Source organism: Geodermatophilus saharensis, from assembly GCF_900188205.1.
In the GTDB taxonomy this organism is placed as follows: Bacteria; Actinomycetota; Actinomycetes; order Mycobacteriales; family Geodermatophilaceae; genus Geodermatophilus; species Geodermatophilus saharensis.
Window position 1 is genome coordinate 101,364 of record NZ_FZOH01000001.1, and the last position, 24,667, is coordinate 126,030.

The following is a 24,667-nucleotide window of genomic DNA, read 5'->3' on the forward strand; positions in this document are numbered from 1 at the left end:
CGCGAGAGGTCAGTCGTCCTCGTCGAGGAACGCGTCGACCACCGGCGCCAGCTCACCGGCCTCGGTGACCAGCGCCAGGTGCCCGCCGTCGTAGAGGTGCAGCCGGGCACGCGGGATGCCGCGGGCCAGGATGCGGGCGTTGACCATCGGGATGATCGGGTCGTCGTCGCCGGCGAGCACCAGGGTCGGCTGCCGGATGAGGGAGAGGAACGGCAGGCTGCTCCAGCCGGCGCTCGCGGCCAGCTGGTAGTAGTAGCCGCGCCGCGGCCCCACCCGGGTGTGGGAGTGCAGCGCCTGCGCCGCGCGTGCCGGGTCGTCCCGCACCGTGCCGCCGTAGAGCTCCCCGGCCACGCGGGTGGCGTACCCGGGGTCGCGGTGCCGCCGCGGCGTGAGCATGTGCGAGAGCACCCGCGGGTGCGCGGGCACCATCAGCGACCCGGTGCCGGTGGCGGCCAGCACCAGCCGGCGGCAGCGGCGGCGGTGCTGGACGGCGAAGTGCTGCGCGAGCCCTCCGCCCCACGACAGCCCCAGCACGTCGACGGCGCCGCGGTGCCCGAGCCGGTGCAGGACACCGGAGACCACCGGCGTCAGCGTGGCCAGCACGTAGGGCACGACGGGCGCCGGCGAGCCGCCCACCCCCGGCACGTCGAAGCGGACGACGGTGCGGCGCGGGTCGAGCGCGTCGACGAAGGGCTGCAACACCTCGAGGCTGGCGCCGATGCCGTTCATCAGCACCAGCGGGGGGCGGGAGCCGTCACCGGTGCGCTCGGACACGCGCAGCGTGCGGCCCCCCACGGTCAGCGCCCGGACGGTCTCCCGCCCCGGGCGCCGCCGCGGCTCACTTGTCGAAGACATACGTCCCCGGCGCGTCACCCAGCACCGGCAGGTCGGCGCTCCCCAGCGCCTCCGGCGCCGGAACCTCCTCGCCGGCGCGCTCGGCCAGCCACGCGGTGAAGTCCGGCCACCACGAGCCCTTCTCCTTGTGCGCCGAGGCCAGCCACTCCTCCGGGTCGGCCGGGGTCTTGTCGGCCACCTGGAAGGACGCCTTCGGGTTGGTCGGCGGGTTGACCAGCGAGGCGATGTGCCCGGCGGTCGACAGCACGAACCGGCTGTCCCCGCCGAGCAGCTGGGTGGTGCGGTAGCAGGACTGCCAGGGGCACAGGTGGTCGGCGATGCCGGCGGTGACGTAGGTGTCGACGTCGACGGTGCCGAGGTCGACCGGGGTCCCGAGCATGCTCGCCCGGCCGGGCTCGGTGAGCTGGTTGCCGACGGCGACGTCGATGAAGTCGCGGTGCAGCGCGGCGGTCATCCGGGTGGTGTCGGCGTTCCAGTAGAGGATGTCGAAGGCCGGCGGGGGCTGCCCCTGCAGGTAGTTGTTGACCCAGTAGTTCCACACCAGGTCGTTGGGCCGCAGCCACGCGAACACCTCGGCCAGCATCGCGCCGTCGAGGTAGCCCTTCTTCCGCGACCGCTCGGTCGCCTCCTTGACCGCCTCCTCGTCCATGAGCGCCCCGATCGTCCCGGCGCGGCCCCAGTCGAGCACGGTGACGGCGAAGCTGGCGGCGGCCACCCGGTCGAGCCGGCCGGCCGCGGCCAGGTGCGAGAGCACCATCGCGAGGATGATCCCGCCGGAGCAGAAGCCCTGGAACGCGGTGCGGTCGCTGCCGGTGATCCGCTCGGCGGCGTCGGCGGCGTCCAGGACCGCCTGGCCGTAGGTGTCCAGGCCCCACTCGGCGTGCCGGGCGTCGGGGTTGCGCCAGCTCATCATGAAGACCTGGTGACCGGCGGAGACGTAGTGCTCGACGATGCTGCGCCCCGGCGCGAGGTCGGTGACGTAGTACTTGTTGATCGTCGGCGGCACGATCACCAGCGGCACGGCGCGGACGGTCTCCGTCGTCGGCCGGTACTGGATCAGCTCGAACACGTCGGTGCGCAGGACGACGGCGCCCGGGGTGACGGCGAGGTCCTCGCCGACGGTGAAGGCGTCGGGCTCGACCATCGAGGGCACCCGCGGCGCGGAGGCGACGTCGGAGACCAGCCGGCGCAGACCCGACACGGCGTTGCGGCCGCCGGTGTCGATGACCGCCTTGAGCGCCAGCGGGTTGAGGAACGGGACGTTGCTCGGCGCGAGCGCGTCGACGACGTTGGTCAGCGCGAAGCGGATCCGCTCGTCGTCGCGCCAGTCGAGCTCGACGTCGTCGACGAGGCCGACCGCGGCGCGGGCCGCGGCGATGTGGGCCTGCATCGTCCGCTTGAACAGGGGGTTGCCGGTCCAGGCCGGGTCGGCGAAGCGGCGGTCCTTGGGGTTGGGGGCGATGTCCGAGCGGCCGACCGCGATCCGCCCGACCTCGCGCGCCAGCTCCCCGCCGCGCCGGGCCACCGCGTCGGGGTGGCGGGCCAGCGCCGAGCCGAGCGCGGCGAGCGTGCGGACCGGCGGGACCATGCGCCGCAGCGGGCCGCGGGCGGCGTCGACGAGGACCATGTCCAGGCCCATGACGGCGTCACCGGCCTGCTCCTCGGCACTGCCGTCAGGAGCCGCCGCCGGGCGCGGGCGGGCGGTGTCGCGGTCGGGACGCTGGGCGGTGCTGGTCATCGGGGCTCCCGGAGATCGTCGGATCCTGCGACCCGCTCCACTCAAGCACAGCGGCCCGGCTCCGGCAGGGGGACGGCCGGCCGACCACGAGCAGCACCACCCCGCCGACGAGCAGCCCCAGCCCCGCGCCGCCCACCACGTCCAGCGGCAGGTGCGCGCCGGTCCACACCCGGGCCAGGCACACCACCGTCGCCAGGACCACCCCGGCGACCCGCGCGCGGCGGCCCAGCCACGGCCAGGCCACCGTCAGCACGGCGGCGACGACGGCGGCGTGCCCGGAGACGAACCCGCGCCCCTGGGCGGCGGCCCCGCGCAGGACGGTGTCCTCCAGCAGCCCGGCCGGTCTCCCCCGGACGACGACGTCCTTGACGCCCTTGGCGGCCAGGTAGGTGCCGGCGCCGGCGAGCAGCAGCCCCGCGGCGAGCCGCCACCTGCGCAGCAGGGCCGCGACCAGCGCGCTGGCCGGCACCACCAGGAAGTTGCCCAGCTGCATGAACGGCCAGACCAGCAGGAACGGCAGCGCGTCCACCCCGTTGACCGCCCGGAACACCGCCGCCTCGGCCGCGCCCACGTGCGTGCGCTCCACAGGCAGTGCCGCCAGCACCAGCACCAGCGCGCCCGAGACGCCCAGGAGGGCGTCGCCGCCCCGCCGCAGGGGTGCCCGGCGGGGAGCCGCCGGCCCGGTCACACCGTCTCCGGGACCAGCTCCGTGCGCGGCGCGGTGTTCGGCTCCCGGCGCCAGGAGCGGTTGGTCCGCCAGAACACGTAGGCGCCCAGGCCCAGGGGGATCGGCAGCACGTAGGTCAGCCCGCGGAACACCAGGACCCCGGCGGCCACCAGCGCCCGGTCGCCACCGGCCGCCGACAGGCCCGTGATCAGCGCGAGCTCGACGACCCCCAGCCCGCCCGGGGTGAACGGGATCGCGGTGAGCAGCCGGGCGAAGGCGAACACCGCGAGGATCTCGACGACGCCCACCTGCGCGGAGGTCACGCCCACGGCGCGCAGGGCGAGCACCAGGACCAGGAACAGCGACAGGTGGCTGACCAGGGTGGCCAGCGTCAGCCAGTGCCAGCGGGCGTGCAGCAGCAGCGCCGTCCGGTCGCGGAACTTCGTCGTCGCCAGGTCCCAGCCGTGCACCGGCGGCCGGCCGAGGGGGCGGATCACGGCGGACGCCACGCGGCCCAGGCCCCGGCCGATGCGCGCCGCGCCCTCCCGGCTGTGCAGGAGCAGGCCGAGGACGACCACGGCCGCCACCAGGCCGGCGACCCCCGCCAGCCCGCCCAGCAGCCGGCCGGTGGTCGGGGGAGAGGTGAAGGCCAGCAGCGCGAGGGCGAACACCGGCAGGCCGAGCTTGGCGAAGTTGTTCCACAGCCCCGACAGCAGCAGCATCACCGACGTCCGCGAGCGCGAGAAGCCCCACGAGGAGTTCATCGCGTAGGTCAGCCCCAGCGACAGCGCCGCCCCGGCGACGACGGTGTTGGACACCGCGGTGGTGGTCAGCGTCGACACCGTCGCCTCGCGCAGCCGCAGGCCCGGCATGGTCGTGACCATCACGAACTGGTAGGTGGCGAGGTTCCACGCCGCGGCCAGCGCCAGCAGGGCCAGCTCGGCCCAGGTCATGCTCCGCACCGCCGACCAGACGTCGGACAGGCTGGTGAACTGCGGCAGGAACCAGACGAAGACGGCGACGACCAGCGCCAGGGACAGCAGCGGGGTCAGCACCCGGCGCCACAGCGGCTTGCGCTGCGGCGGCCGGGCGGCCTGGGCCTGGGGTGCGACGGCGGTCACGGCGGGTCCCTCCCGTCGTCGGTGGCGGACCGGCCGGCCTCGGGAGGGTCGGCGTCGGGCGGGTCCAGGTCCAGGCGTTCCCCGCTGGCCTCGTGGACCTGGGTGGCCAGCTGCTCGCGGCTGACGACGTCCAGGCTCTGCGTGGCGAGGGCCAGCGGCTCGCCGCGGTTGTCGCCGGAGAGGGTGAAGACGATGGTCAGGCAGCCGCCCGGGAAGAGGTAGAGGCGCCGGCCCAGGTACTGCGGGGTCACCTGGGTCACCCGCTCGAAGCGGCGCAGGCCGTCACGCTCGCTGGGGATCTCGGTGGCGCCGCGGGTGTCGCAGTCGGCGGTCAGCCGCACCTCGATGGCGCGCGCGCCGTCCCGGTCGGAGTCCAGCCAGAACCGGGCCGACCCCCTGCGGGCGTCGAGCCCGGCGAACGACCAGCCCACCGGCACGCTCTCCACGCACGGGACCCAGGTCGCCGTCGGCACCGCCTGGGCCATGAGGACGACGCCGTTGGCGGCGTGGTCCTCGTCGCCGGTGGCGCAGGCGGGCACCTCGAGGCTGACGCTCGTCGACCCGGTCCCGCAGCCGGCGGTGGCCAGCGCGGCCGCGAGCAGCACGGCGGCGGAGCGCCGGGACGCGTTCACAGCGGGGACCCGAGCAGGTTCAGGCCGACGGCGAGGGCCAGCGCGATCGCCAGGACGCTGACCAGCGTGAGCCCGACCCGGCGGAAGGACCACCGCTGGATGCGCACCGGCGGCAGCCGGTAGGGCAGCAGCCGCAGGAAGTCCGCGTGCAGGTCGCGGCCCTGCGCCCGCAGCATCCGGCGCAGCTGGGAGGGCATGGTCAGGCCGCGGGTGGCGGCGAAGGCCTCGGCGATCTCCTCGTCGGAGAACTGCAGCCGCGCCCGGGCCAGGACGCGCGCGGCGTCGGTGCGCAGGGCCAGGACCAGCAGCATGTTCGCCAGGTCCACCGCCTGCCGCCACGGGCTGGGGCGCACCTCGGCGAACGCCGAGTCGATGAGGAACACCGTGCCGTCGCGCACCATGAGGTTGGCCGGCTTGATGTCGCGGTGGGCCAGGCCGGTCTCCCACAGCCGGCGGACGATGGCCAGCCCCTGGTCGATCACGTCGTCGTCGACGTGGACGTCGGGGTCGCCGATCTCGCGCGCGCCCTGGAGGAACTCGGCGACGAGCAGGTACTCCCGCTCCGGGGTGATCTCGACGATGCCCAGCGGGTGCGGCACCGGCAGCCCGGCGTCGGAGAGCAGGTGCAGCACGTAGTCCTCGTACTGCACCAGCCGGCGCACGCTGTGGTAGGGCTTCTCGTCCTCGAGCCGGCCGTAGAGCAGCGTGCGGCCGAGCTTGAACCAGCGGTCGGACCGCAGGTGCGTGACCGCGTACAGCTTGCCGAAGACGCAGCTCTCGTCCTCCTCCGCGGCGTCGTCGGCCTTGACGGTGATCTTGAGCGGGGTGGAGCCGCCCGAGCCGGCCAGGCCGAAGGGCTTCACCGACGTGGCCAGCAGGCCCAGCTGGTCCTGCAGCGCCCGCACGATCGCCTCGCCGCGCGCTCCGGTGACGTCGAGGTGGGCCGGGCTGCCCCGCCGGTAGACGACGGGGTAGACCTCGTTGGGCGTCAGCAGGCGGAAGGCGGCCACCGGGGCGGCGACCCCGAGGACGACGCCGGCGAGGACGTCGGTGGGGTGGTCCTGGGCCAGGTAGAGCCGCGAGGCGGCCGTGACCAGCAGCAGGCCCCACACGACCCACTTGCCGACGTCGCGGGGGCGGCCGGCCGGCACCAGGGAGTAGAGGCTGCTGACCAGGAAGGTGGCCAGGACCGTCATCGGCACCGAGGGCATCGAGAAGCCCGACCAGGGGCCGAGCACCTCCACCTCGTAGGGCCGGGGCCGCTGCAGCGTGCCGGCCACGGTGGCCGCGGTGTTGATCACCAACAGCCCGACGCCGAGCCAGACGAACAGGTGCCGCCACCGCCGGAAGACGAGCAGGACGAGCAGGTTGGCCAGCCACAGCACGTGGATGGCCCGGCCGGTGGCCAGGACCCCGGCCACCTCGGCGACCCGGGTCAGCCCGGGGGAGCGGATGCTGGCGATCGCCTGCAGGATGCGCGTGTCGACCAGGTCGAAGGCGGCCACGCTGCCGGTGACGACGACGACGACCCAGGTCGCCAGCACCAGGCCGCTGAGCGACAGCCACCACTTGCCGGACGCGTTGAGGTGCCGCGGCAGCGGGGGCGCCTCGCCGGAGGGGCGGCGGCGGCGGTGGACGCGCTGCACCGGCGGGGGGTCGGGGCGCCGCAGCTGCCCGCCCGCCGGTGGTCGTGCGGCGGGCGCGGGCGCCGTCGTCGCCGGTGCCTGCGCCGCAGGGACCCGTGCCGTCGCCGCCATGCCGCCCGATGCTGCACCTGATGCGCGCCCGGGACCATCGACCTTGGTCCCGTTCGCGACTAGCGTGGCCGTCCCCGCTCCGGTCCGCCGCGGGGCGCCGCCTCCTGCCCGGAGGGCCCGCGATGCGCCGTCGCCCGTTCCCGCCGTCCACCGTCGCCGCGGTGCTCGCCGTCGTCGCCGCCCTGCTGTGCGGCTGCGGCGGCACCCCGGCCGACGCCGGACCGGCCCCGGACCCGGGGGTGCGGATCGCCTCCTACGACTTCCCCGAGAACCAGACGCTCGCCGAGGTGTACGCCGAGGCGCTGCGCCGGGCGGGCGTGGAGGTGACCGTGCAGCACGGGATCGGCCCGCGCGAGGTCGTCTTCCCGGCGCTGGAGCAGGGGGTGGTCGACCTCGTCGTCGACTACCTCGGCACCGCCTCGGACTTCGCCGAGCCCGGCTCCGGCTCGGTGCACGACGACCCGGCACCGCTGCGCGAGGGCCTGGCGCAGGAGCTCGCGCCCCGCGGGCTGACCGTGCTCGCCGCCGCGCGGGCCGAGGACCAGAACGGGTTCGTCGTCCTCACCCGCCTGGCCGAGCAGCACGGGACGACCACGCTGACCCAGCTGGCCCCGCTGGCCCGCGAGCTGGTCTTCGGCGGGCCGCCGGAGTGCACCGAGCGGCGGTTCTGCCTGCCGGGGCTGCGGGAGGTCTACGGCATCGACTTCGCCGAGGTCCGCAGCATGCCGTCGCGCTCGGCCACGGTGGAGGCCCTGCTCAGCGGGCAGATCGACGTCGGCATGCTCGAGACCACCGACGCCCGGCTGACCGACGCCTCGCTGCTGTTGCTCCGCGACGACCGGTCGCTGCAGCCGCGGGAGAACGTGGTGCCCATCGTGCGCACCGCGGTGGTCGACGAGCGGCTGCGCGCGGCGCTCGACGGGGTCAGCGCGCAGCTGACCACGCTCGACCTGGTCGGGCTCAACCGGGCCGTCGCCGTGGACGGCGTCTCACCGCGGGAGGCGGCGCAGCGCTGGTGGGTCGGCCGATGAAGGACCTCCCTGCCCCACCCGGAAGGACCCCCGTCCCCCTCCCCCTCGCACGCTCGGGGCGAGCCTCCGGACGGGGCCATCCGACGCTCGCGGCGGGACCCTGCAGGGAGGCCGTCCCAGCACCGTCACGCGATGGCGCTGGTGCCGGTGATCGCGCGGCCGACGATGAGGCTGTTGACCTCGCGGGTGCCCTCGTAGGAGTAGATGGCCTCGGCGTCGGCGACGAAGCGGCCGACGTGGTTCTCCAGCAGGATCCCGTTGCCGCCCATGAGCTCCCGCGCCCAGCCGACCGTCTCGCGCATCCGCATCGTCGAGTAGCCCTTGGCCATCGAGGCGTGCTCGTCGCGCAGCATGCCGCAGTCCTGCAGCTGCGAGGCCCGGGCGCAGAGCGCTGCCGAGGCGGTGATGTTGCCGAGCATCCGGAACAGCAGGTCCTGCACCAGCTGGAAGGAGGTGATCGACCGGCCGAACTGGTCGCGCTCCAGGGCGTAGCGCAGCGCGTGCTCGTAGGCGCCGCGCGAGCAGCCCACCGCCGACCAGGCGACGCTCACCCGGGTGGCCCGCAGCACGTTGGCGGTGTCGCGGAAGCTGTTCGCGTTCTGCAGCCGGTTCTCCTCGGGCACGCGGACGCCGTCGAGGGTGATCAACGCGTTCTGCACCGCGCGCAGCGCGATCTTGTCCTCGAGGTCGACGGCGCTGAACCCCGGCGTCGGCGTCTCGACGACGAAGCCGAGCACCCGGTCGGTCTCGACGTCGCGCGCCCAGATGACCACCAGGTCGGCGAAGCTGCCGTTGCCGATCCACTTCTTCTGCCCGTCGAGCACCCACTCGTCGCCGTCGCGGCGGGCCGTCGTCTGGATGCCCCGGGCCACGTCGGACCCGTGGTCGGGCTCGGTCAGACCGAAGGCGCCGATCAGCTCCATCCGGGCCATCGCCGGCAGCCAGCGCTCCTTCTGCTCGTCGGAGGCGCACAGGTGCAGCGTGCCCATGGCCAGGCCGCCGTGGACGCCCATGAAGGTGGCCACCGACGGGTCACCGCGCCCCAGCTCCATGGACACCATGCCGTCGAACAGCGAGGAGCGGCCGGGACAGCCGTAGCCGGAGTACTGCGCGCCGGCGATGCCGAGCTCGGCGATCGCGGGGATGAGCTGCCGGGGGAACTGGGCGCGGGTCCAGTACTCGTTGATGATCGGCTCGACCTGCTCGTCCATGAACGCCCGGACGCGGTGCAGCGTCGCGCGGTCCTGCTCGTCGAGCAGGGCCTCGAGGTCGTAGAAGTCCGACGTGACGGTGGGCCGGTCGGCCATGGCACTGCCCTCCTCGCAGCCGGGACCGCGGTGTCCCGCGCGCTCGCCCTACCCCTCGCCGGGCAGGGCAACCGGTGTACGCGGTGCCGCGTGCGGGCAGATCCGGACGGCTCCGTCCGCACGACGCCCCGAGGAGGGTCCCCGTGCCCCGATCCATCGCCGACCAGACCGACGAGGAGCTCGGCGGCCCCGGCAGCGTGCTGGTGCGCCAGCGCGCCGACCACGTCGAGCTCGACCGCCTGCTGCACGAGCTGCAGGGCACCGCCGGCCGCGCCCAGGAGGAGGTGCTCACGCGGATCGACCGGCTGGTGTTCAGCCACGCCTTCGCCGAGGAGACCGTCATCTGGCCGGTGGTGCGCCGGGTGCTGCCCGACGGGGAGGAGGTCACCCTGCGCATCGAGGAGGAGCACCAGGAGGTCAACGAGCTCGTCGCCGCGCTGGAGGCCGGCGGGCCCGACGACCCGCAGCGCCCCGCACGCCTCGCCCGGCTGGTCGAGGTGCTGCGCGAGGACGTCCGGGACGAGGAGGACGTGCTCTTCCCGCGCCTGCAGGAGCGGCTCGACGCCGCCGAGCTGCGCCGTCTCGGGCGGCAGTGGGCGCTGGTCCGGCGCGTCTCGCCGACCCGGCCGCACCCGACGGTGTCCCGCCGCCCGCCGGGCAACGCGCTGTCGGGCCTGCCGTTGTCGTTGCTCGACCGCAGCCGCGACGTCGTCGACGCCGTCGTCCGGCGGGTGCCGGCGGTCGCCCCGGCCGGCCGGGCGGCCAGCCGGGGGCTGGCCGTGGTCGCCGGCCTGGTGGAGCGCACCCCGCCGGCCCGCAGCGGTGACTGGGCGCCGACCTCCCGCTGAGCACACGACGGAGGCCCCCTCCCCGGCCGGGGAGGGGGCCTCCGTCGTGAGCGGGGCCGCCCGCTAGTTGGTGTTGCGGGGCTTGGGCTCGGCGCGGGCGTCCAGCTGGATCTCCTTCTCCGCCCCCGGCACGCCCTCCTTCAGCTCCTTGGTCCGCTCCTTCTCGGCGTCGAACTCGATGCCGAACAGCAGCGCGACGTTGATGAGCCAGAACCAGATGAGGAAGACCACGACGCCGGCCAGCGCACCGTAGGTCTTGTTGTAGCTGCCGAAGTTGGCCACGTAGAAGGCGAAGGCGGCCGAGGCGATGACGGCCACGAGGATCGCCACGCCCGCGCCGGGGCTGATGAACCGGAACCCGCGCAGCTTGACGTTCGGCGTCGAGTAGTAGAGGACGGCGATCATCAGCGCCAGGATCACCAGGATCACCGGCCACTTGACGACGTTCCACACGGTGAGGGCCGTGTCGCCGATCCCGACGGCCGAGGCGATGGCCTCGACGACCCCGCCGCTGAGCACCAGCATCGCCACGATGACGGCGGCGAAGAGGATGCCGACCAGGGTGACCAGCAGCTGCAGCGGCTTGAGCTTCCAGAACTTGCGGCCCTCGGGCGTCTCGTAGACGACGTTGGACGCGCGGGTGAAGGCGCCGACGTAGCCCGACGCCGACCAGACGGCGCCGACCAGACCGAGGACCAGGCCGAAGCCGGCGGTGCTCTGGCTGCCGGCGACCTGCTCGATGACCGGGCCCAGGGTGTCCGCGGCGCTGGCGGGGACGACGGTGGTCAGCGCGTCGGTGAGCTGCTGCGGCGTGGTGAGCAGGCCGACGATCGAGGTCAGCGCGATCAGCGCCGGGAAGAGCGCCAGGACGCCGTAGTAGGTGAGCGACGCCGCCCAGTCGGTGAGGTTGTCCTCGCTGAACTCCTTCACCGTGCGCTTGACCGTGCCGAAGAACGTGGCCTTGGTGTCGGTGCCGCGCGGGGCGTTGTCGAACCGCGTCGAGTTGACCTTGTCGTCGTGCGGCGCGGGGTCACCGGTGGAGTTGCCCGAGAAGCGCGTCGGCTTCGACGCCTCGGTGTTCGCGGCGCGGGAGCCGTGGGGGCGGGCCATCGTGGTCCTCCGGGGCAGGGATGGGGTGGATCGGGTGATCGATTCCCCGGACGGCCCCGTTCCATGCACCGCGTGATCACGCCGGGCGCGTCGGGTGATCGCTCAGCGCAGCCCGGACACCGGTGACCACTCGCCGGCGCAGGCCGTGGCCCGCCCGACGTCGGCGGTGTCGTCGGCGTCGTCGCGGTCCTGCCGCCGCGTGCGGGCCATCCCGCCCAGGCTGACCAGCGCCACCACCAGGGCGGCGCCCGCGCCCAGCAGGGAGACCACGGTGAACGACGACGCCCGCGGGAACCCGGTGGCCGGGTCGACCGCGGCGCCGAGCAGCGCGACGGTGACCGTGCTGCCGACCGCCTGGCCCACCGAGCGGGCGATGGAGTTCACCGCGTTGGCCACCCCGGTCTCGCCGCGCCGCACCGCCGAGACCACCAGCGTCGGCAGCGCGGCGTAGGCCACCGTCACCCACGCCTGCGTGAGCAGGCCCGCGACGACGACCGCGGCCGGCTCGGCCCGCCCGACGGCGAGCACCACGAAACCGGCGACGCCGGCGAGCGACCCGCCGAGCAGGGTGAGCAGCGCGCCGACCCGGTCGACGACCCGGCCGGCGACCGGGGCGAGCGCGATGCCCAGCACGCCGCCGGGCAGCAGGTAGACGACGGCCGCCTCGAGCACCGGCGCGCCGAACCCGTACCCGGCGGCCGCGGGCGGGGTCTGCACGTACTGCATGACGACGAGGAAGGAGACGAACAGGCCCACGCCCGTCGCCAGCCCGGCGAGGTTGGGCACCAGCATCCGCGGGTCGGCCAGCAGCGCCGGGCGCACCAGCGGCGCGGCGCGGCGGCGCTGGAACAGCACCCACCCGGTGAGGACGGCCACGGCACCGGCCGCGCAGCCCAGGGTGGCCGGCGAGGTCCACCCCCAGGCGTTGCCCTGCGAGACCGGCAGCAGGAGGAGCACCAGCCCGATCCCGAGCAGGCCGGCACCGGCCCAGTCCACGCCGCCGGTCGCCGTCGCCGGGCGGCGGGGCAGCAGGACCGCGGCCAGGGCGAGGGAGACCAGCGTGACGCCGAGGCCCACCCAGAACGGGCGGTGGTAGTCCCCGCCGTCACCGGTCAGCAGCCCGGCGGCGACCAGCCCGACCACCCCGCCGACGCCGAGGGTGCTGCTGACGATCGACATCGCCACGCTCAGCCGCGCGGGCGGGAGCTCGCGGCGCAGCAGGCTGATCGACAGCGGGAACAGGCCGTAGGAGGAGCCCTGCAGCACCCGGGCGACCAGCAGCAGCGGCAGCGAGCGGGTGACGATCGCCAGCAGGGTGCCGACGGCGACGGCGGTGAGGATGCCCAGGACGACCGGGCGCTCGCCGTGCACGTCCCCGAGCCGGCCGAGGACCGGGGTGAGCACGGCGGCGGCCAGCAGGTTCGCGGTGAGCACCCAGCCGGCTGCGGCGGAGGAGACACCGAGCTGCTCACCGATCGGGCCGAGGACGGGGACGACCAGGCTCTGCAGCAGCGACAGCGTCGTCACCCCGAGTGACAGGGTGAGGACCAGGAGCGCCGGACGCGTCGGGCGGGTGAGCGAGGCCGTGCCGGGCGGGGCGACCTCGGCTCCGGCGGACACCCCCCGATGACACCATGCGGTCACCGCCCGCACCGTGCCGGGCCGTCGGGCTGCCCGGACGTGCAGTCGGTCACCGACGGTCAGGTGAACAGTGCGTGCCGACGATTGAGACGGCGTTCGGCTGGGGACACAGTCCCCGACGAACGAGTCGCGGGAGTCCGCTCCCGGTGGCACGAGACGAGACGAGCAAGGGGACGTTCGAGATGGTTCTGTGGCCGGCAGTCGCCGTCGTCGGGTTCCTGGTCCTGACCGGACTGGTGATCGCGATGGGCGCCTCGACGACGGCACGCTACGAGCGCGAGCAGCGGGCCGCGGCCTCGGCCGGCGCTCGCCGGGAGAGCGCCGTGACCAGCGCCTCCGTCGAGCCGGTGGGGGTGGCCCAGGCGGCCTGACGCCCCGCCGGACACGCGACCGCGCCCCGCCGCTCCTGCCGGAGCCGCGGGGCGCGGTCGCGTACGGGCCCGACTAGAGGTGGGCGTCGGGGGTGTCGAGGACCGTGCGGTCCAGCGACTCCAGCAGGTCCAGCCAGGTGTGCACCTTCGGCAGCTCCCAGCGCTGGAAGTACCGCGCCGCGGCGCGCTTCCCCTCGTGGAAGTCGCTGGTCTCCTCCCGGGTGGCCAGCGCCTGCTCCAGCCACAGCCAGCCGACGACGGTGTGGCCGGCCGCGTCGAGGTAGGCGCTGGCGTTGGCCAGGGCCAGCGCCGGGTCGCCGGTGCCCCACAGCGTCCCGGTGACCGAGACGAGCCGGGTGAGCGCGGCGTCGACGTCGGCGGCGAGGTCGGCGAACGGCGTCCCTGCCGCCCGCGCCGTCGTCGCCCGGATCGTCTCGGCGAGCAGCGCGAGCCCGGCACCGCCGTGCACGGTCACCTTGCGGCCGAGCAGGTCGAGGGCCTGGATGCCGTTGGTGCCCTCGTGGATCGGGTTGAGCCGGTTGTCCCGGTAGAACTGCTCGACCGGGTAGTCGCGGGTGTAGCCGTAGCCGCCGTGCACCTGGATGGCCAGGTCGTCGGCGACCGGGCCCCACTGCGAGGGCCACGCCTTGGCGATCGGGGTCAGCGTGTCGAGCAGCAGGTGGGCGCGGTCGCGCTCCTCCTGGCTCTCGGCGGTCCTCTCCTCGTCGACCAGCCGCGCGCAGTACAGGCCCAGCGCCAGCCCGCCCTGCGCGTAGCTCTTGGCGGCCAGCAGCATGCGGCGCACGTCGGGGTGGTCGACCAGCCGCACCATCGGCGACGACGGGTCCCGGCCGGTGGCGGGGCGGCCCTGGGTGCGGGTGCGGGCGTAGTCCAGCGCGTGCAGGTAGCCGGTGTAGCCGAGGACGGTCGCGCCCATCCCGACGCCGATCCGGGCCTCGTTCATCATGTGGAACATGTAGGACAGCCCCCTGTGGGGCTCGCCCACCAGGTACCCGACGGCGCCGGCCCGACCGCCCGGGGTGTGCACGCCCTCGCCGAAGTTGAGCAGCGTGTTCGTCGTCCCGCGGTAGCCCATCTTGTGGTTGAGCCCGGCCAGGACGACGTCGTTGCGCTCGCCGATCGACCCGTCGGCGGTGACCAGGAACTTGGGCACCACGAACAGCGAGATGCCCTTCACCCCGGGGGGACCGCCGGGGATCTTGGCCAGCACCAGGTGGACGATGTTCTCGGTCAGCTCGTGGTCGCCGGCCGAGATCCACATCTTGTTGCCGACGAGCCGGTACGTGCCGTCCTCCTGCGGCTCGGCGCGGGTGGTGATGTCGGCGAGCGAGGAGCCGGCCTGCGGCTCCGACAGCGCCATCGTGCCGAACCAGCGCCCCTCGAGCATCGGCCGGACGTAGGTGTCCTTCTGCTCCTGCGAGCCGTGCGCGAGCAGCAGGCGGGCGTTGCCCATGGTCAGGAACGGGTAGCTCGACGTGCCGACGTTGGCCGCCTTGAACCAGGCGAAGGCCGCCTGCCCGACGGTCTGCGGCAGCTGCATGCCGCCGTACTCCTCGTCGAAGGTGCCGGCCATGATCCCCGACTCGACGAACACCGCCAGCGCCTGCGCGACCTCGGGGATCATCTGGACCCGCCCGTCGACGAACCGCGGCTCGTTCTCGTCGGCCTTCCGGTTGTGCGGCGCGAAGTGCTCGGTGGCGATCTGCTCGGCCAGCTCCATGACCGCGTCGAAGGTCTCGCGCGAGTGCTCGGCGAACCGCGGCCGCTTGGTCAGCGTCTCGACCTCCAGCCACTCGTGCAGGAGGAACTCCAGGTCGCGGCGGGACAGGATCAGCGAGGACACGGGAGCCTCCACGGGCGAGGGTGGCGGGAGCGCGGGCGCGCGGCCCGACCGGCCCACGATAGGCCGGGTCCCGCGCCGGGTAGCAGCTCGCCCATGGACCTCAACCAGCTGATCGGCCGGGCGACCGGCCTGGCCGGGGAGGCGGGCGCGGCACTGCTCCGGCAGGTGCAGCACGTCCGCCTGCCCGGGGCCGGGCAGGCGTCGGCCACCGACGACCCGGAGGTCGCCGCCCGCCGCTGGCGCGTGGTGACCGTGCTGCGGGAGCCGGCCGACGTCGACGCCGCCCTGCCCGCGCCCCTGACCGCGCTCGGGGACCGCATCGAGGTGCGCACGACCCGCGCGCCGGGCGACCGCGGCACCGAGCTGGCCGCCCGCTTCCGCGGCACGCCCACCGAGCACGAGGTCGGCGAGCTGCGGGCGGCGCTGCGCGAGGCCAAGGCGCTGCTGGAGGTCGGCGAGGTGCTGCGGGTGGACCCGCAGCCGCACGGCGAGCGCGCCGCGACCCCGCAGGGTGCGGCACTGGAGGGCGCCGCGAAGGCGGCGCCGAGGGAGGGTGTGCTGTGAGGGCGGTGACCTGGCAGGGCGTCAACGAGGTCGGCGTCGAGACCGTGCCCGACCCGACGATCCTCAACGACCACGACGTCGTCCTGCGGGTGACCAGGACGACGACGTGCGGCTCGGACCTGCACCTGATCGGCGGCTACATCCCGGCGATGCGGACCGGCGACGTCATCGGCCACGAGTTCCTGGGCGAGGTCGTCGAGGTCGGCCCGGGCGTGCGGGACCGCCGCGTCGGCGACCGCGTCGTCGTCAACTCCTTCGTCGCCTGCGGGCACTGCTGGTACTGCCGGCAGGAGCTGTACTCGCTGTGCGACAACGGGAACCCGGACCCGGGGATCACCGAGGGCCTGTGGGGCCAGAGCCCGGGTGGGTGCTTCGGGTACTCCCACGCGATGGGCGGCTTCGCCGGGTCGCACGCGGAGTACGTCCGGGTGCCCTACGCCGACGTCGGCACCTTCGTGGTGCCCGACGAGGTCAGCGACGACCGGGCGCTGTTCGCCTCCGACGCGGTCTCCACCGGGTGGATGGGCGCGGACCTGGCCGGCACGAAGCCGGGCGACACCGTGGCCGTGTGGGGCGCCGGCGGCGTCGGGCAGATGGCGGCGCGGGCGGCGATGCTGCTGGGCGCCGAGCAGGTGCACGTCATCGACCGGCTGCCCGAGCGGCTCGAGCAGGTGCGGCGGCACGTCGGCGCCGAGGTGATCGACTACTCCACCACCGACGTCATGGCGGAGCTGCGCGAGCGCACCGGTGGCCGCGGGCCCGACGTCTGCATCGAGGCGGTGGGCATGGAGGCGCACAGCACCGGCGTGCAGGGCGTGTACGACCAGGTCAAGCAGCAGCTGCGGCTGCAGACCGACCGCCCCTCCGCCGTCCGCGAGGCGATCCTGGCCTGCCGCAAGGGCGGGAGCGTGTTCGTCCTGGGCGTCTTCGCGGGGCCGGTGGACAAGTTCCCGCTGGGCGCGGCCATGAACAAGGGGCTCACCCTGCGCGGGGCGCAGGTGCACGGGCAGCGCTACACACCGCGGATCCTCGAGCACATGGCCCGCGGCGAGCTGGTCACCGAGCACCTGGCCACGCACGTCATGCCGCTGGAGGACGCCGCCCGCGGCTACCGCATGTTCAAGGACAAGGAGGACGGCTGCGTGCGCGCGGTCTTCCTGCCCCACGGCTGACGCCCGGACCGTGCACTTCCGCGGAAGTGCACGCCGGGACGACGAGAGGCCCCTCCCGGGCGGGGGAGGGGCCTCTCGTCGTGCGGGGTGCTAGCCGCGGTGCCGGCCGGACGGCTCCGCGCCGCCGGGACGCCCGGCCGGGGGAGCCGTCGACGTCGGCGCGGCCTCGCCGGCGGCCTGCACGGCCTGCTCACCGGGGCCGGCCTCCAGGCCACCGGCGGTCTGCTGCGCGGCCTGCTGCGCCTGGATCCCCGACTGGGTGCGCAGTTCCAGCTGCGGGAGGAACCACAGGACGACGAAGCCGACCGCCACGACCGCGGCGGCGACCATGAACACCAGGTCGAGGGTGTTGGAGAAGCCGACCCGGAAGGGCGTGACCAGCGCCGGGAAGGCGTCGATGGCGCTGGTGTCGGACAGCACCCGGTCGGCGCCGGCCTGCTGCAGTGCGGCCGCCTGCTGCGCCGCCTCGGGGCTGGCCTGGGCCGCCTGCCGGATCTGGTCCGGGATCTCCGTCCCGAGCCGGGTGAACAGGATCGACAGGAAGGCCGCCGTCCCGATCGTGCCGCCCATCTGCCGGAAGAACGTCACCGACGAGGTGGCGACGCCGATCTCCCGCGGCGACACGGCGTTCTGCACGGCGAGGATGACCGGCTGCATGTTGAAGCCGAGCCCCACGCCGAGCAGCAGCATGAAGGGCGCCAGCGTCCAGATCGAGGTGTCGGCCCCGACCACGAGGGACAGCGCGACGAGCGCGACGACCATGAGGACGACGCCGACGAGCGGGAAGACCTTGTACTTGCCGGTCCGCGCGATCGTCTGACCGGAGGTCATGGCGCCGGTCATGATGCCCAGCACCAGCGGCAGCATCTGCAGGCCGGCGACCGTCGGGCTGGAGCCGTGGACGACCTGCAGGTACTGCGGGAGCAGCAGGATGCCGCCGAACATGCCGGCACCGAGCACGATGCTCGACGCGCTGGTCACCGAGAAGGTGCGGTTGGCGAACATCCGCAGCGGCAGGATCGCGTCGTCGCGGTAGGACCGCTCGGCCAGGACGAAGGCGGCCAGGCCGACGGCGCCGATGGCGTAGCAGGTCAGCGCCCGGCCCGAGGTCCAGCCCCACAGGCGGCCCTGCTCGGCGACGATGAGCAGCGGCACGAGGAACGTGACCAGCGCCAGCGCGCCGGGCCAGTCGATGCGGTGGTCACGCCGCTGGTGCGGCAGGTGCAGGACCCGCATCACCACGATGAAGGCGGCGACGGCGAGCGGGACGTTGACCCAGAAGATCCACCGCCACCCGGTGAGACCGAGGATCGACCCCTGCCCGGCGAGGAACCCGCCGATGACCGGGCCGAGCACGCTCGAGGTGCCCCACACCGCCATGAAGTAGCCCTGGTACTTCGAGCGCTCCCGGGGCGGGACGACGTCGGCGATGATCGCCAGCGCCAGCGACATCAGGCCACCGGCGCCGATGCCCTGGACGGCGCGGTAGGCGGCCAGCTGGTACATCGAGTCGGCGATGCCGCAGAGGGCCGAGCCGATCGCGAACACGGCGATGGCGAACAGGTAGAAGGGCCGCCGGCCGTAGATGTCGGAGAGCTTGCCGTAGAGCGGCGTGGCGATCGTCGAGGTGATGAGGAACGCCGTCGTCGCCCAGGCCTGCAGGTCGTAGCCCTGCAGGTCGTCCGCGATGGTGCGGATGGCCGTCGAGACGACCGTCTGGTCGAGCGCGGCCAGGAACATGCCGAGCATGAGGCCGGACAGGATCGTGAGGATCTGCCGGTGGGTGAAGGCTCCGGAGGCGTCCGGTGCGGCCGCCGCGGCGCGGGCGCCGCTGGGCCCGCCGGCGGGGCGGGCGGTGGTCTGGCTCATGACTGCTCTCTCGGGACGGGAGGTGCGGAGGGGGAGCGGGGATCGGACGGCAACGCTGCCGTGAGGTCGTCGAGCAGGCGCCCGAACAGCCCGGTGAGGGTGGCGAGGTCGGTGTCGGACCAGCCGGTGAGCATCGCGCCGAGCTGAGCGGTGCGTTCCTCGGCCAGCCGCTCCACGGCCGCGTGCCCGGCGTCGGTGACGACCAGCAGGGAGGCGCGGCCGTCGTTCTCGTCGGCCACCCGCTGCACCAGCCCCTGCTCGACGAGAGAGGCGACGTGCCGGCTGACCGTGGAGGGGTCGGCGTGCACGACCTCGGCCAGCGCGCTCTGGCGCAGCGGCCCGAGGCGGGTGAGCGGGAAGAGCAGCACCAGCGCCGCGCGCTCGCGCCCGTCGATCGCGGACGGGAGCGACTTGAAGGCGTGGACCAGCCGGATGAGGCGGGGGAACTGCTCGGCGAGCCGGCGGACCTCGGCCGCCCGGTGCGGGGCGGGGGTCCCGGCGACGCGGGGGGGTGAAGCGGGCACGGGGGCTCCGGACAGGTGGAGGGCGGTGCGTGCACGGTACAAGACGTTGTACCGTACATGCAACCAGTTGCACGGTACACGGGGTGTGAGCCGGACGACGGCGCGGGCGCCGGGTACCCCGGGTCGCGGCTGGCGGAACAGCGACGCGACCGCCGTCGTTGTCCTCCCTGGCCCCGGACGCCGCACGGCGCGGGCCTCCCCGATGCGATCCTGGCGGTGGAGCAGTCCGCTCCCCGCCCCCTGGAAGGAAGCCGAGCACCGCCGTGACCGCGACCCTCCCGGACCTCCGGTCCCGGCTGGCCGCGCTGACCCTCGAGGACGAGCACCGGCTGGGCCGCCGTCTCGAGGGGCTGCGCCGCACCCGCGACGAGGCCGCGCGCGCCCGGGCGCTGGAGCGGATCGCCGCCGACGTCGCGGCCGCCGAGGAGCGCATCGCCCGCAGGCGGGCCGCCGTCCCCGCGGTCACCTACCCCGAGGCGCTGCCGGTCAGCGCCCGCCGCGACGACATCGCCGCGGCACTGCGCGAGCACCAGGTGGTCGTCGTCGCCGGGGAGACCGGCTCGGGCAAGACCACCCAGCTGCCCAAGATCGCCCTGGAGCTCGGCCGCGGCGTCCGCGGCCGGATCGGGCACACGCAGCCCCGGCGGATCGCCGCGCGCACGGTGGCCGAGCGGATCGCGGAGGAGCTCGACACCCCGCTGGGCGGGGCGGTGGGCTGGAAGGTCCGCTTCACCGACCAGGTGGGCGACGGCACCCTGGTCAAGCTGATGACCGACGGCGTGCTGCTGGCCGAGATCGCGCACGACCGGCTGCTGCGCCAGTACGACACGATCATCGTCGACGAGGCGCACGAGCGGAGCCTCACCATCGACTTCCTGCTGGGCTACCTCGCCCAGCTGCTGCCGCAGCGCCCCGACCTCAAGGTCGTCATCACCTCGGCCACGATCGACGTCGACCGGATCGCCAAGCACTTCGGCGTCGACGGCGCCGAGGTCCCCGTCGTCGAGGTCAGCGGCCGCACCTACCCGGTCGAGATCCGCTACCGGCCGGTGGTCGACCCCGACGACCCGGACGCCGACCCCGACCGCGACCAGGTCACCGCGATCGGCGACGCGGTCGAGGAGCTGGCGGCCGAGGGCCCCGGCGACGTGCTGGTCTTCCTGGCCGGCGAGCGGGAGATCCGCGACGCCGCCGACGGCCTCACCGAGCGCTTCCCCGGCGTCGAGGTGCTGCCGCTCTACTCGCGGCTGTCGGCCGCCGACCAGCACCGCGTCTTCCAGCCGCACACCGGACGGCGCATCGTGCTGGCCACCAACGTCGCCGAGACGTCGCTGACCGTGCCGGGCATCCGCTACGTCGTCGACCCCGGCACCGCCCGCATCTCCCGCTACAGCGCGCGGACCAAGGTGCAGCGGCTGCCGATCGAGCCGATCAGCCAGGCCTCGGCGCGCCAGCGCTCGGGCCGCTGCGGCCGCGTGGCCGAGGGTGTGGCGATCCGGCTCTACACCGAGGACGACTTCGACGCCCGCCCGGAGTACACCGACCCGGAGATCCTGCGGACCAGCCTGGCCGCGGTGCTGCTGCAGATGGCCGCGCTCGACCTCGGCGCGGTCGAGGACTTCCCCTTCGTCGACCCGCCGGACCGCCGCGCCGTCGCCGACGGCCGGGCCCTGCTCGAGGAGCTCGGGGCGCTGCAGGACGGGCGGCTCACCGACACCGGACGGGCGCTCGCCCAGCTGCCCCTCGACCCGCGGCTGGGCCGCATGGTGGTCGAGGCCGACCGCCGCGGCGTGCTGGAGGAGGTGCTGGTCATCGCCGCGGGCCTGACCATCCAGGACCCGCGCGAGCGCCCCGCCGAGCACCAGCAGGCCGCCGACCAGGCGCACGCCCGCTTCGCCGACGAGCACTCCGACTTCCTCACGCTGCTCAACCTGTGGCGCTACCTCACCGAGCAGCAGGACGCGCTGTCGGGCAGCGCCTTCCGCCGCACGGTCAAGCGCGAGTTCCTCCACTACCTGCGCATCCGCGAGTGGCAGGACCTGCACGGCCAGCTGCGCGGCACCGCCCGGCGCCTGGGCATGACCGTCGGCGACCTCGCCGCCGAGCCCGACGAGCGCGGCGTCTCCGTCTCGCTGCTCGCCGGCCTGCTGTCCCAGGTCGGCCTGCAGCTCGAGGACCTCGCGAGCAAGAAGGACGCATCCCGGCGGCGCGGCGGGCGGGAGTACCTCGGTGCCCGCGGCGCCCGCTTCGTCATCGCTCCCGGCACCCCCCTGGCGAAGAAGCCGCCGCGCTGGGTCGTGGCTGCCGAGCTGGTGGAGACCAGCCGGCTGTTCGCCCGCACCGTGGCCCGCGTCGACCCCGACGACGTCGAGCGGCTGGCCGGCCACCTGGTGAAGCGGGAGTACTCCGAGCCGCGGTGGGACGCCAAGCGGGGCTCGGTCGTGGCCAGCGAGCGGGTCACGCTCTACGGCATCCCGCTCGTGGTCGGCCGCCGGGTGCAGTACGGCTCGATCGACCCGGTCGTGTCCCGCGAGCTGTTCATCCGGCACGCGCTGGTGCAGGGCGAGTGGACGACGCACCACCGGTTCTGGGCCGAGAACCAGCGCGCGCTGCAGCGGGTGGCCGAGCTCGAGGAGCGCGCCCGCCGCCGGGACATCCGGGTCGACGACGAGACGCTGTTCGAGCTCTACGACGCGCGCATCCCGGCCGACGTCGTCTCCACCCGGCACTTCGACCGCTGGTGGAAGCGGGCCCGGCACGAGACGCCGGACCTGCTCACCCTCACGCCGGAGGTGCTCACCAACGCGGCCGCGGCCGGGCAGCTGCGGGTCGAGGACTTCCCCGACGAGGTGCCCCTCACCCAGGGCCTCACCCTGCCGCTGTCCTACGCCTTCGCCCCCGGGGCGCCGCAGGACGGCGTGACCGTCGACGTGCCCCTGGCGGTGCTCGACACCGTCACCGAGCAGACGTCGGGGGAGTCGCTGGCCTTCACCGTCCCCGGGCTGCGCGAGGAGCTGGTGACGGCGCTGCTGCGGACGCTGCCCAAGCAGCTGCGCCGCGCGCTGGTGCCCATCCCCGACCGGGTGCGCGAGGTGCTGCCGCGCATCGCCCCGACCGAGCCGCTGCTGCCGGCGCTCGAGCGGGAGCTGCGGCGGTCGGCGGGCGTCGTCGTCCCGCCGGACGCCTGGCAGCCGGCGCAGGTGCCCGACCACCTGCGGGCGACCTTCCGGGTGCTGGACGACGCCGGCCGCGCGCTGGCGACGGGCAAGGAGCTCCCGCGGCTGCGCGCCCAGGTGGCGCCGCAGGCCCGGGCCAGCCTGGCCCGCGCGGCCTCCGACCTGGAGCGCACCGGGCTGACGGCCTGGACGATCGGCGAGCTGCCCCGCACCGTCGAGGTCAGGCGCGGCGGTCACGTGGTCACCGCCTTCCCGGCGCTGGTCGACGAGGGCGCCACCGTCGGCGTCCGGGTGGTGGCCACCGAGGCCGAGGCCACCCGGCTGAGCTGGCGGGGCGCGCGCCGGCTGCTGGTGCTGGTGGCCGGCTCGCCCACCCGGCAGGTGGTCAAGGGCATGTCGCCGAGGACCCGGCTGGCGCTGCAGTTCAACCCCGACGGCGAGATCCCCGCGCTGGTCGACGACTGCGTCGACGCCGCGGCCGACGAGCTGGTCGCCGCCGCGGGCGGGCCGCCGCGGGACGAGGCCGCCTTCACCGCGCTGGTCGCCACGGCCCGCCAGCAGCTGCTGCCGCTCACGCAGGACGCCGTCCGGCGGGTGGAGGCGGTGCTGACCCAGGCCCGCGAGGTCGCCGTCGCGATCGGCGCGGCGCCGGGACGCCGGGTGCCCGAGGCGGCGATCGCCGACCTGCGCCGTCAGATGGGCGGCCTGCTGCACCGCGGCTTCGTGGCCGACGCCGGCCGCCGCCGGCTGCCCGACCTGGTGCGCTACCTGCGGGCGATGGCCCACAGGCTGGAGAAGCTGCCGGCCAACGCGGTGCGCGACGCGCTGTGGATGGACCAGGTCGCCGCGGTCACCGCCGAGTACGAGGCGCTGCGCCGGCAGGTGCCGCCCACCGGCGCTCCCGACGACCCGGTCGCGCGGATCCGCTGGATGGTCGAGGAGCTGCGGGTGGGGCTGTTCGCGCAGCAGATCGGCACGCCGCGCCCGGTGTCCGAGCAGCGGCTCTACAAGGCGATCGACGCCCTGACCGCCTGAGGCCCCGGCGGGGTCACTCGCGCAGCAGGGCGGAGATGCGCTGGCGGGTCACGCCGAAGAGGGCGGCGATCCGGTTGATGCTCACCCGCTCGTCCTGCAGCGCTCGGGCCTGCGCCCGGCGCCACGCCGACCCGGCGCCGGCCAGGCCGGAGAGCACCGTGCTGACCCGCTCGACGACGAGCGGGTGGCCCTCGGCCGTGACGATGTCCAGCCACGCCCGGCCGGTGCGCCGCTCGGTGAGCAGCAGCTCGGCACGCGCCCGCGCCTCCCGCAGCTCGGCGGCACAGTGGTCGATCTCGCGCACCAGGTCCTCGAGTGCCTGCACGGCGCTGTCCTCCCCGGTCGCCCCGGCGACGTCGTCGGGCTCGTCGGGCCCGGGTCGCGGTCCTGCCGTCACGGGTGGTCCTCCCCGTCCCCGCCGGCGGTCGGCTCCCGCCGGGTCGGTTGCACGCTATCTTGTTGAACCCCTCGTTGCACGCAACTCCCGTGGCACGCAACGGCCCCTTCCGGTGCAAGCGGTCGTTGCTCCGCGTACACCGACCTGTCAGGCTCGGGCCGCTTCGATCGTGCACAACCCATCAGGGCCCCCGGTGCCCGGCCACAGGGAGACCTCGATGTCGACACTCACCGCGCGGGTGGACCTCCCGCCCTCGGCGCGCAGCGTCCCGGTGGCCCGGCACCTGGCCCGGGAGGTGCTGCTGGCCTGGGATGCGCCCCAGGACGGCGCGGACGTGGAGCTGCTCGTCACCGAGCTGGTGGCCAACGTCGTCGACCACGTGGGCGGGGAGAGCGTGCTGTCCCTGGAGCTGGAGTACTCCGACGGCTGGCTGCGCATCGCCGTCGCCGACGGCAGCGCCGTGCGCCCGGTCGTCGGCGAGCTGCGCGGCGACCAGCCCCGCGGCCGGGGCATGCAGATCGTGGAGGCCATCGCCGACGACTGGGGCGTCGAGAGCGTCGACGGCGGGAAGCGGGTGTGGTTCTCGCTGCGGCCCGGCGAGGGCTGAGGCCGGCGCCGCGTTTCGCGCGCGGGCCCACCGGGGAGGGCCCGGGGGACCGATGCCGCCCGACGGAGGAGACGCGATGAGCGAGCCCAGCAGCAACACCGAGGCCGCCGGCGAGGGCCTGTCCGACGAGGAGATGGTGCAGACCGTCGCCGAGCAGACCGACAGCGCCTCGGGGCACGCCTACCAGGCCGGCAAGGACTGGGACGGCGACGCGAGCCAGGCCCCGGCGCCGCCGGACGCGGACACCCAGCAGTAGGACGGGGCGGCCCCGGCCTCCGGCCGGGGTCCCCACCGCCGCCCGGCACGCGCCGGGTACCCGACGCTCGGATCGGATCGCCATCAACGCCCACACCAGCACCCACCCGACCGGGGAGCGCCCCC

21 protein-coding genes are annotated in these 24,667 nt (G+C 74.7%); 8 read left to right on the plus strand and 13 right to left on the minus strand.

The features are described from left to right. Window positions 1-9 precede the first annotated feature (9 nt). From phaZ to CHC04_RS00470, 6 genes are read right to left on the minus strand one after another with little or no spacing between them, the layout of a single operon-like run. Window positions 10-855 carry a poly(3-hydroxyalkanoate) depolymerase gene (gene phaZ, locus CHC04_RS00445; RefSeq protein ID WP_089401967.1) on the minus strand — a complete coding sequence of 282 codons (846 nt, stop codon included), beginning with the start codon at window positions 853-855 and terminating at the stop codon, window positions 10-12. After that, a complete protein-coding gene (locus CHC04_RS00450) occupies window positions 839-2,593 on the minus strand; it encodes a PHA/PHB synthase family protein (RefSeq protein WP_089401968.1) in 1,755 nt (584 codons plus the stop codon). Before CHC04_RS00450 ends, phaZ begins: the two co-directional genes overlap by 17 nt. Continuing rightward, window positions 2,529-3,281 carry a phosphatase PAP2 family protein gene (locus CHC04_RS00455; RefSeq protein ID WP_089401969.1) on the minus strand — a complete coding sequence of 251 codons (753 nt, stop codon included), beginning with the start codon at window positions 3,279-3,281 and terminating at the stop codon, window positions 2,529-2,531. Before CHC04_RS00455 ends, CHC04_RS00450 begins: the two co-directional genes overlap by 65 nt. Beyond that, the gene (locus CHC04_RS00460) at window positions 3,278-4,381 is read right to left on the minus strand and encodes a lysylphosphatidylglycerol synthase transmembrane domain-containing protein (protein WP_089401970.1); all 1,104 of its coding nucleotides are present in this window, start codon (window positions 4,379-4,381) and stop codon (window positions 3,278-3,280) included. The genes CHC04_RS00455 and CHC04_RS00460 overlap by 4 nt, the downstream gene beginning before the upstream one ends. Continuing rightward, window positions 4,378-5,013, minus strand: coding sequence for a hypothetical protein (locus tag CHC04_RS00465; protein ID WP_176449782.1), 636 nt, complete (start codon window positions 5,011-5,013; stop codon window positions 4,378-4,380). Before CHC04_RS00465 ends, CHC04_RS00460 begins: the two co-directional genes overlap by 4 nt. Further along, a complete protein-coding gene (locus tag CHC04_RS00470; protein WP_089401971.1) occupies window positions 5,010-6,770 on the minus strand; it encodes a phosphatase PAP2 family protein in 1,761 nt (586 codons plus the stop codon). Before CHC04_RS00470 ends, CHC04_RS00465 begins: the two co-directional genes overlap by 4 nt. A 122-nt stretch (window positions 6,771-6,892) precedes the next feature. Between CHC04_RS00470 and CHC04_RS00475 the strand changes: the two genes are divergently transcribed. Further along, a complete protein-coding gene (locus tag CHC04_RS00475; protein WP_089401972.1) occupies window positions 6,893-7,801 on the plus strand; it encodes an ABC transporter substrate-binding protein in 909 nt (302 codons plus the stop codon). A gap of 125 nt (window positions 7,802-7,926) precedes the next feature. Here the strand turns inward: CHC04_RS00475 and CHC04_RS00480 are convergent, their stop codons facing one another. Beyond that, a complete protein-coding gene (locus CHC04_RS00480; RefSeq protein WP_089401973.1) occupies window positions 7,927-9,108 on the minus strand; it encodes an acyl-CoA dehydrogenase family protein in 1,182 nt (393 codons plus the stop codon). 143 nt (window positions 9,109-9,251) lie between these two features. Here CHC04_RS00480 and CHC04_RS00485 point away from each other — a divergent pair, with 143 nt between their 5' ends. Then, window positions 9,252-9,956, plus strand: a complete 705-nt coding sequence (locus CHC04_RS00485) for a hemerythrin domain-containing protein (protein WP_089401974.1) — start codon at window positions 9,252-9,254, stop codon at window positions 9,954-9,956. Between the two features lie 63 nt (window positions 9,957-10,019). Here CHC04_RS00485 and CHC04_RS00490 read toward each other — a convergent pair whose 3' ends face one another. Together CHC04_RS00490 and CHC04_RS00495 are read right to left on the minus strand one after the other, a co-directional pair. Next, window positions 10,020-11,066 (minus strand): YihY/virulence factor BrkB family protein, encoded by a 1,047-nt coding sequence (locus CHC04_RS00490; RefSeq protein ID WP_089401975.1) that lies wholly within the window; start codon window positions 11,064-11,066, stop codon window positions 10,020-10,022. A gap of 102 nt (window positions 11,067-11,168) precedes the next feature. Continuing rightward, a complete protein-coding gene (locus tag CHC04_RS00495) occupies window positions 11,169-12,686 on the minus strand; it encodes an MFS transporter (RefSeq protein ID WP_089401976.1) in 1,518 nt (505 codons plus the stop codon). A gap of 167 nt (window positions 12,687-12,853) precedes the next feature. Between CHC04_RS00495 and CHC04_RS00500 the strand changes: the two genes are divergently transcribed. After that, window positions 12,854-13,078 (plus strand): hypothetical protein, encoded by a 225-nt coding sequence (locus tag CHC04_RS00500; protein ID WP_245816883.1) that lies wholly within the window; start codon window positions 12,854-12,856, stop codon window positions 13,076-13,078. Between the two features lie 73 nt (window positions 13,079-13,151). Here the strand turns inward: CHC04_RS00500 and CHC04_RS00505 are convergent, their stop codons facing one another. Further along, window positions 13,152-14,942: an acyl-CoA dehydrogenase gene (locus CHC04_RS00505; protein ID WP_089401977.1), complete on the minus strand. Its 1,791-nt coding sequence runs from the start codon at window positions 14,940-14,942 to the stop codon at window positions 13,152-13,154. Between the two features lie 93 nt (window positions 14,943-15,035). Between CHC04_RS00505 and CHC04_RS00510 the strand changes: the two genes are divergently transcribed. Together CHC04_RS00510 and CHC04_RS00515 are read left to right on the plus strand one after the other, a co-directional pair. Then, entirely contained in the window at window positions 15,036-15,506 is a 471-nt protein-coding gene (locus CHC04_RS00510; protein WP_089401978.1) for a hypothetical protein, read from the plus strand. Continuing rightward, window positions 15,503-16,678: a zinc-dependent alcohol dehydrogenase gene (locus CHC04_RS00515; RefSeq protein ID WP_089401979.1), complete on the plus strand. Its 1,176-nt coding sequence runs from the start codon at window positions 15,503-15,505 to the stop codon at window positions 16,676-16,678. The genes CHC04_RS00510 and CHC04_RS00515 overlap by 4 nt, the downstream gene beginning before the upstream one ends. 90 nt (window positions 16,679-16,768) lie before the next feature. Here CHC04_RS00515 and CHC04_RS00520 read toward each other — a convergent pair whose 3' ends face one another. Continuing rightward, on the minus strand, window positions 16,769-18,547 hold the full coding sequence (locus tag CHC04_RS00520) for an MDR family MFS transporter (protein WP_089401980.1): 1,779 nt from the start codon (window positions 18,545-18,547) through the stop codon (window positions 16,769-16,771). Beyond that, window positions 18,544-19,071, minus strand: coding sequence for a MarR family winged helix-turn-helix transcriptional regulator (locus CHC04_RS00525; protein ID WP_089401981.1), 528 nt, complete (start codon window positions 19,069-19,071; stop codon window positions 18,544-18,546). The genes CHC04_RS00520 and CHC04_RS00525 overlap by 4 nt, the downstream gene beginning before the upstream one ends. A gap of 263 nt (window positions 19,072-19,334) precedes the next feature. On the opposite strand from CHC04_RS00525, the gene hrpA reads away from it, so the two are divergent. Further along, window positions 19,335-23,282: an ATP-dependent RNA helicase HrpA gene (gene hrpA / locus CHC04_RS00530; RefSeq protein WP_089401982.1), complete on the plus strand. Its 3,948-nt coding sequence runs from the start codon at window positions 19,335-19,337 to the stop codon at window positions 23,280-23,282. Between the two features lie 13 nt (window positions 23,283-23,295). Here the strand turns inward: hrpA and CHC04_RS00535 are convergent, their stop codons facing one another. After that, window positions 23,296-23,679, minus strand: a complete 384-nt coding sequence (locus CHC04_RS00535) for a hypothetical protein (RefSeq protein ID WP_089401983.1) — start codon at window positions 23,677-23,679, stop codon at window positions 23,296-23,298. Between the two features lie 217 nt (window positions 23,680-23,896). On the opposite strand from CHC04_RS00535, the gene CHC04_RS00540 reads away from it, so the two are divergent. Both CHC04_RS00540 and CHC04_RS00545 read left to right on the plus strand, forming a co-directional pair. After that, window positions 23,897-24,286, plus strand: coding sequence for an ATP-binding protein (locus CHC04_RS00540; RefSeq protein ID WP_089401984.1), 390 nt, complete (start codon window positions 23,897-23,899; stop codon window positions 24,284-24,286). 76 nt (window positions 24,287-24,362) lie between these two features. Next, window positions 24,363-24,542 carry a hypothetical protein gene (locus CHC04_RS00545; protein WP_089401985.1) on the plus strand — a complete coding sequence of 60 codons (180 nt, stop codon included), beginning with the start codon at window positions 24,363-24,365 and terminating at the stop codon, window positions 24,540-24,542. The last annotated feature ends 125 nt before the right edge of the window (window positions 24,543-24,667 follow it).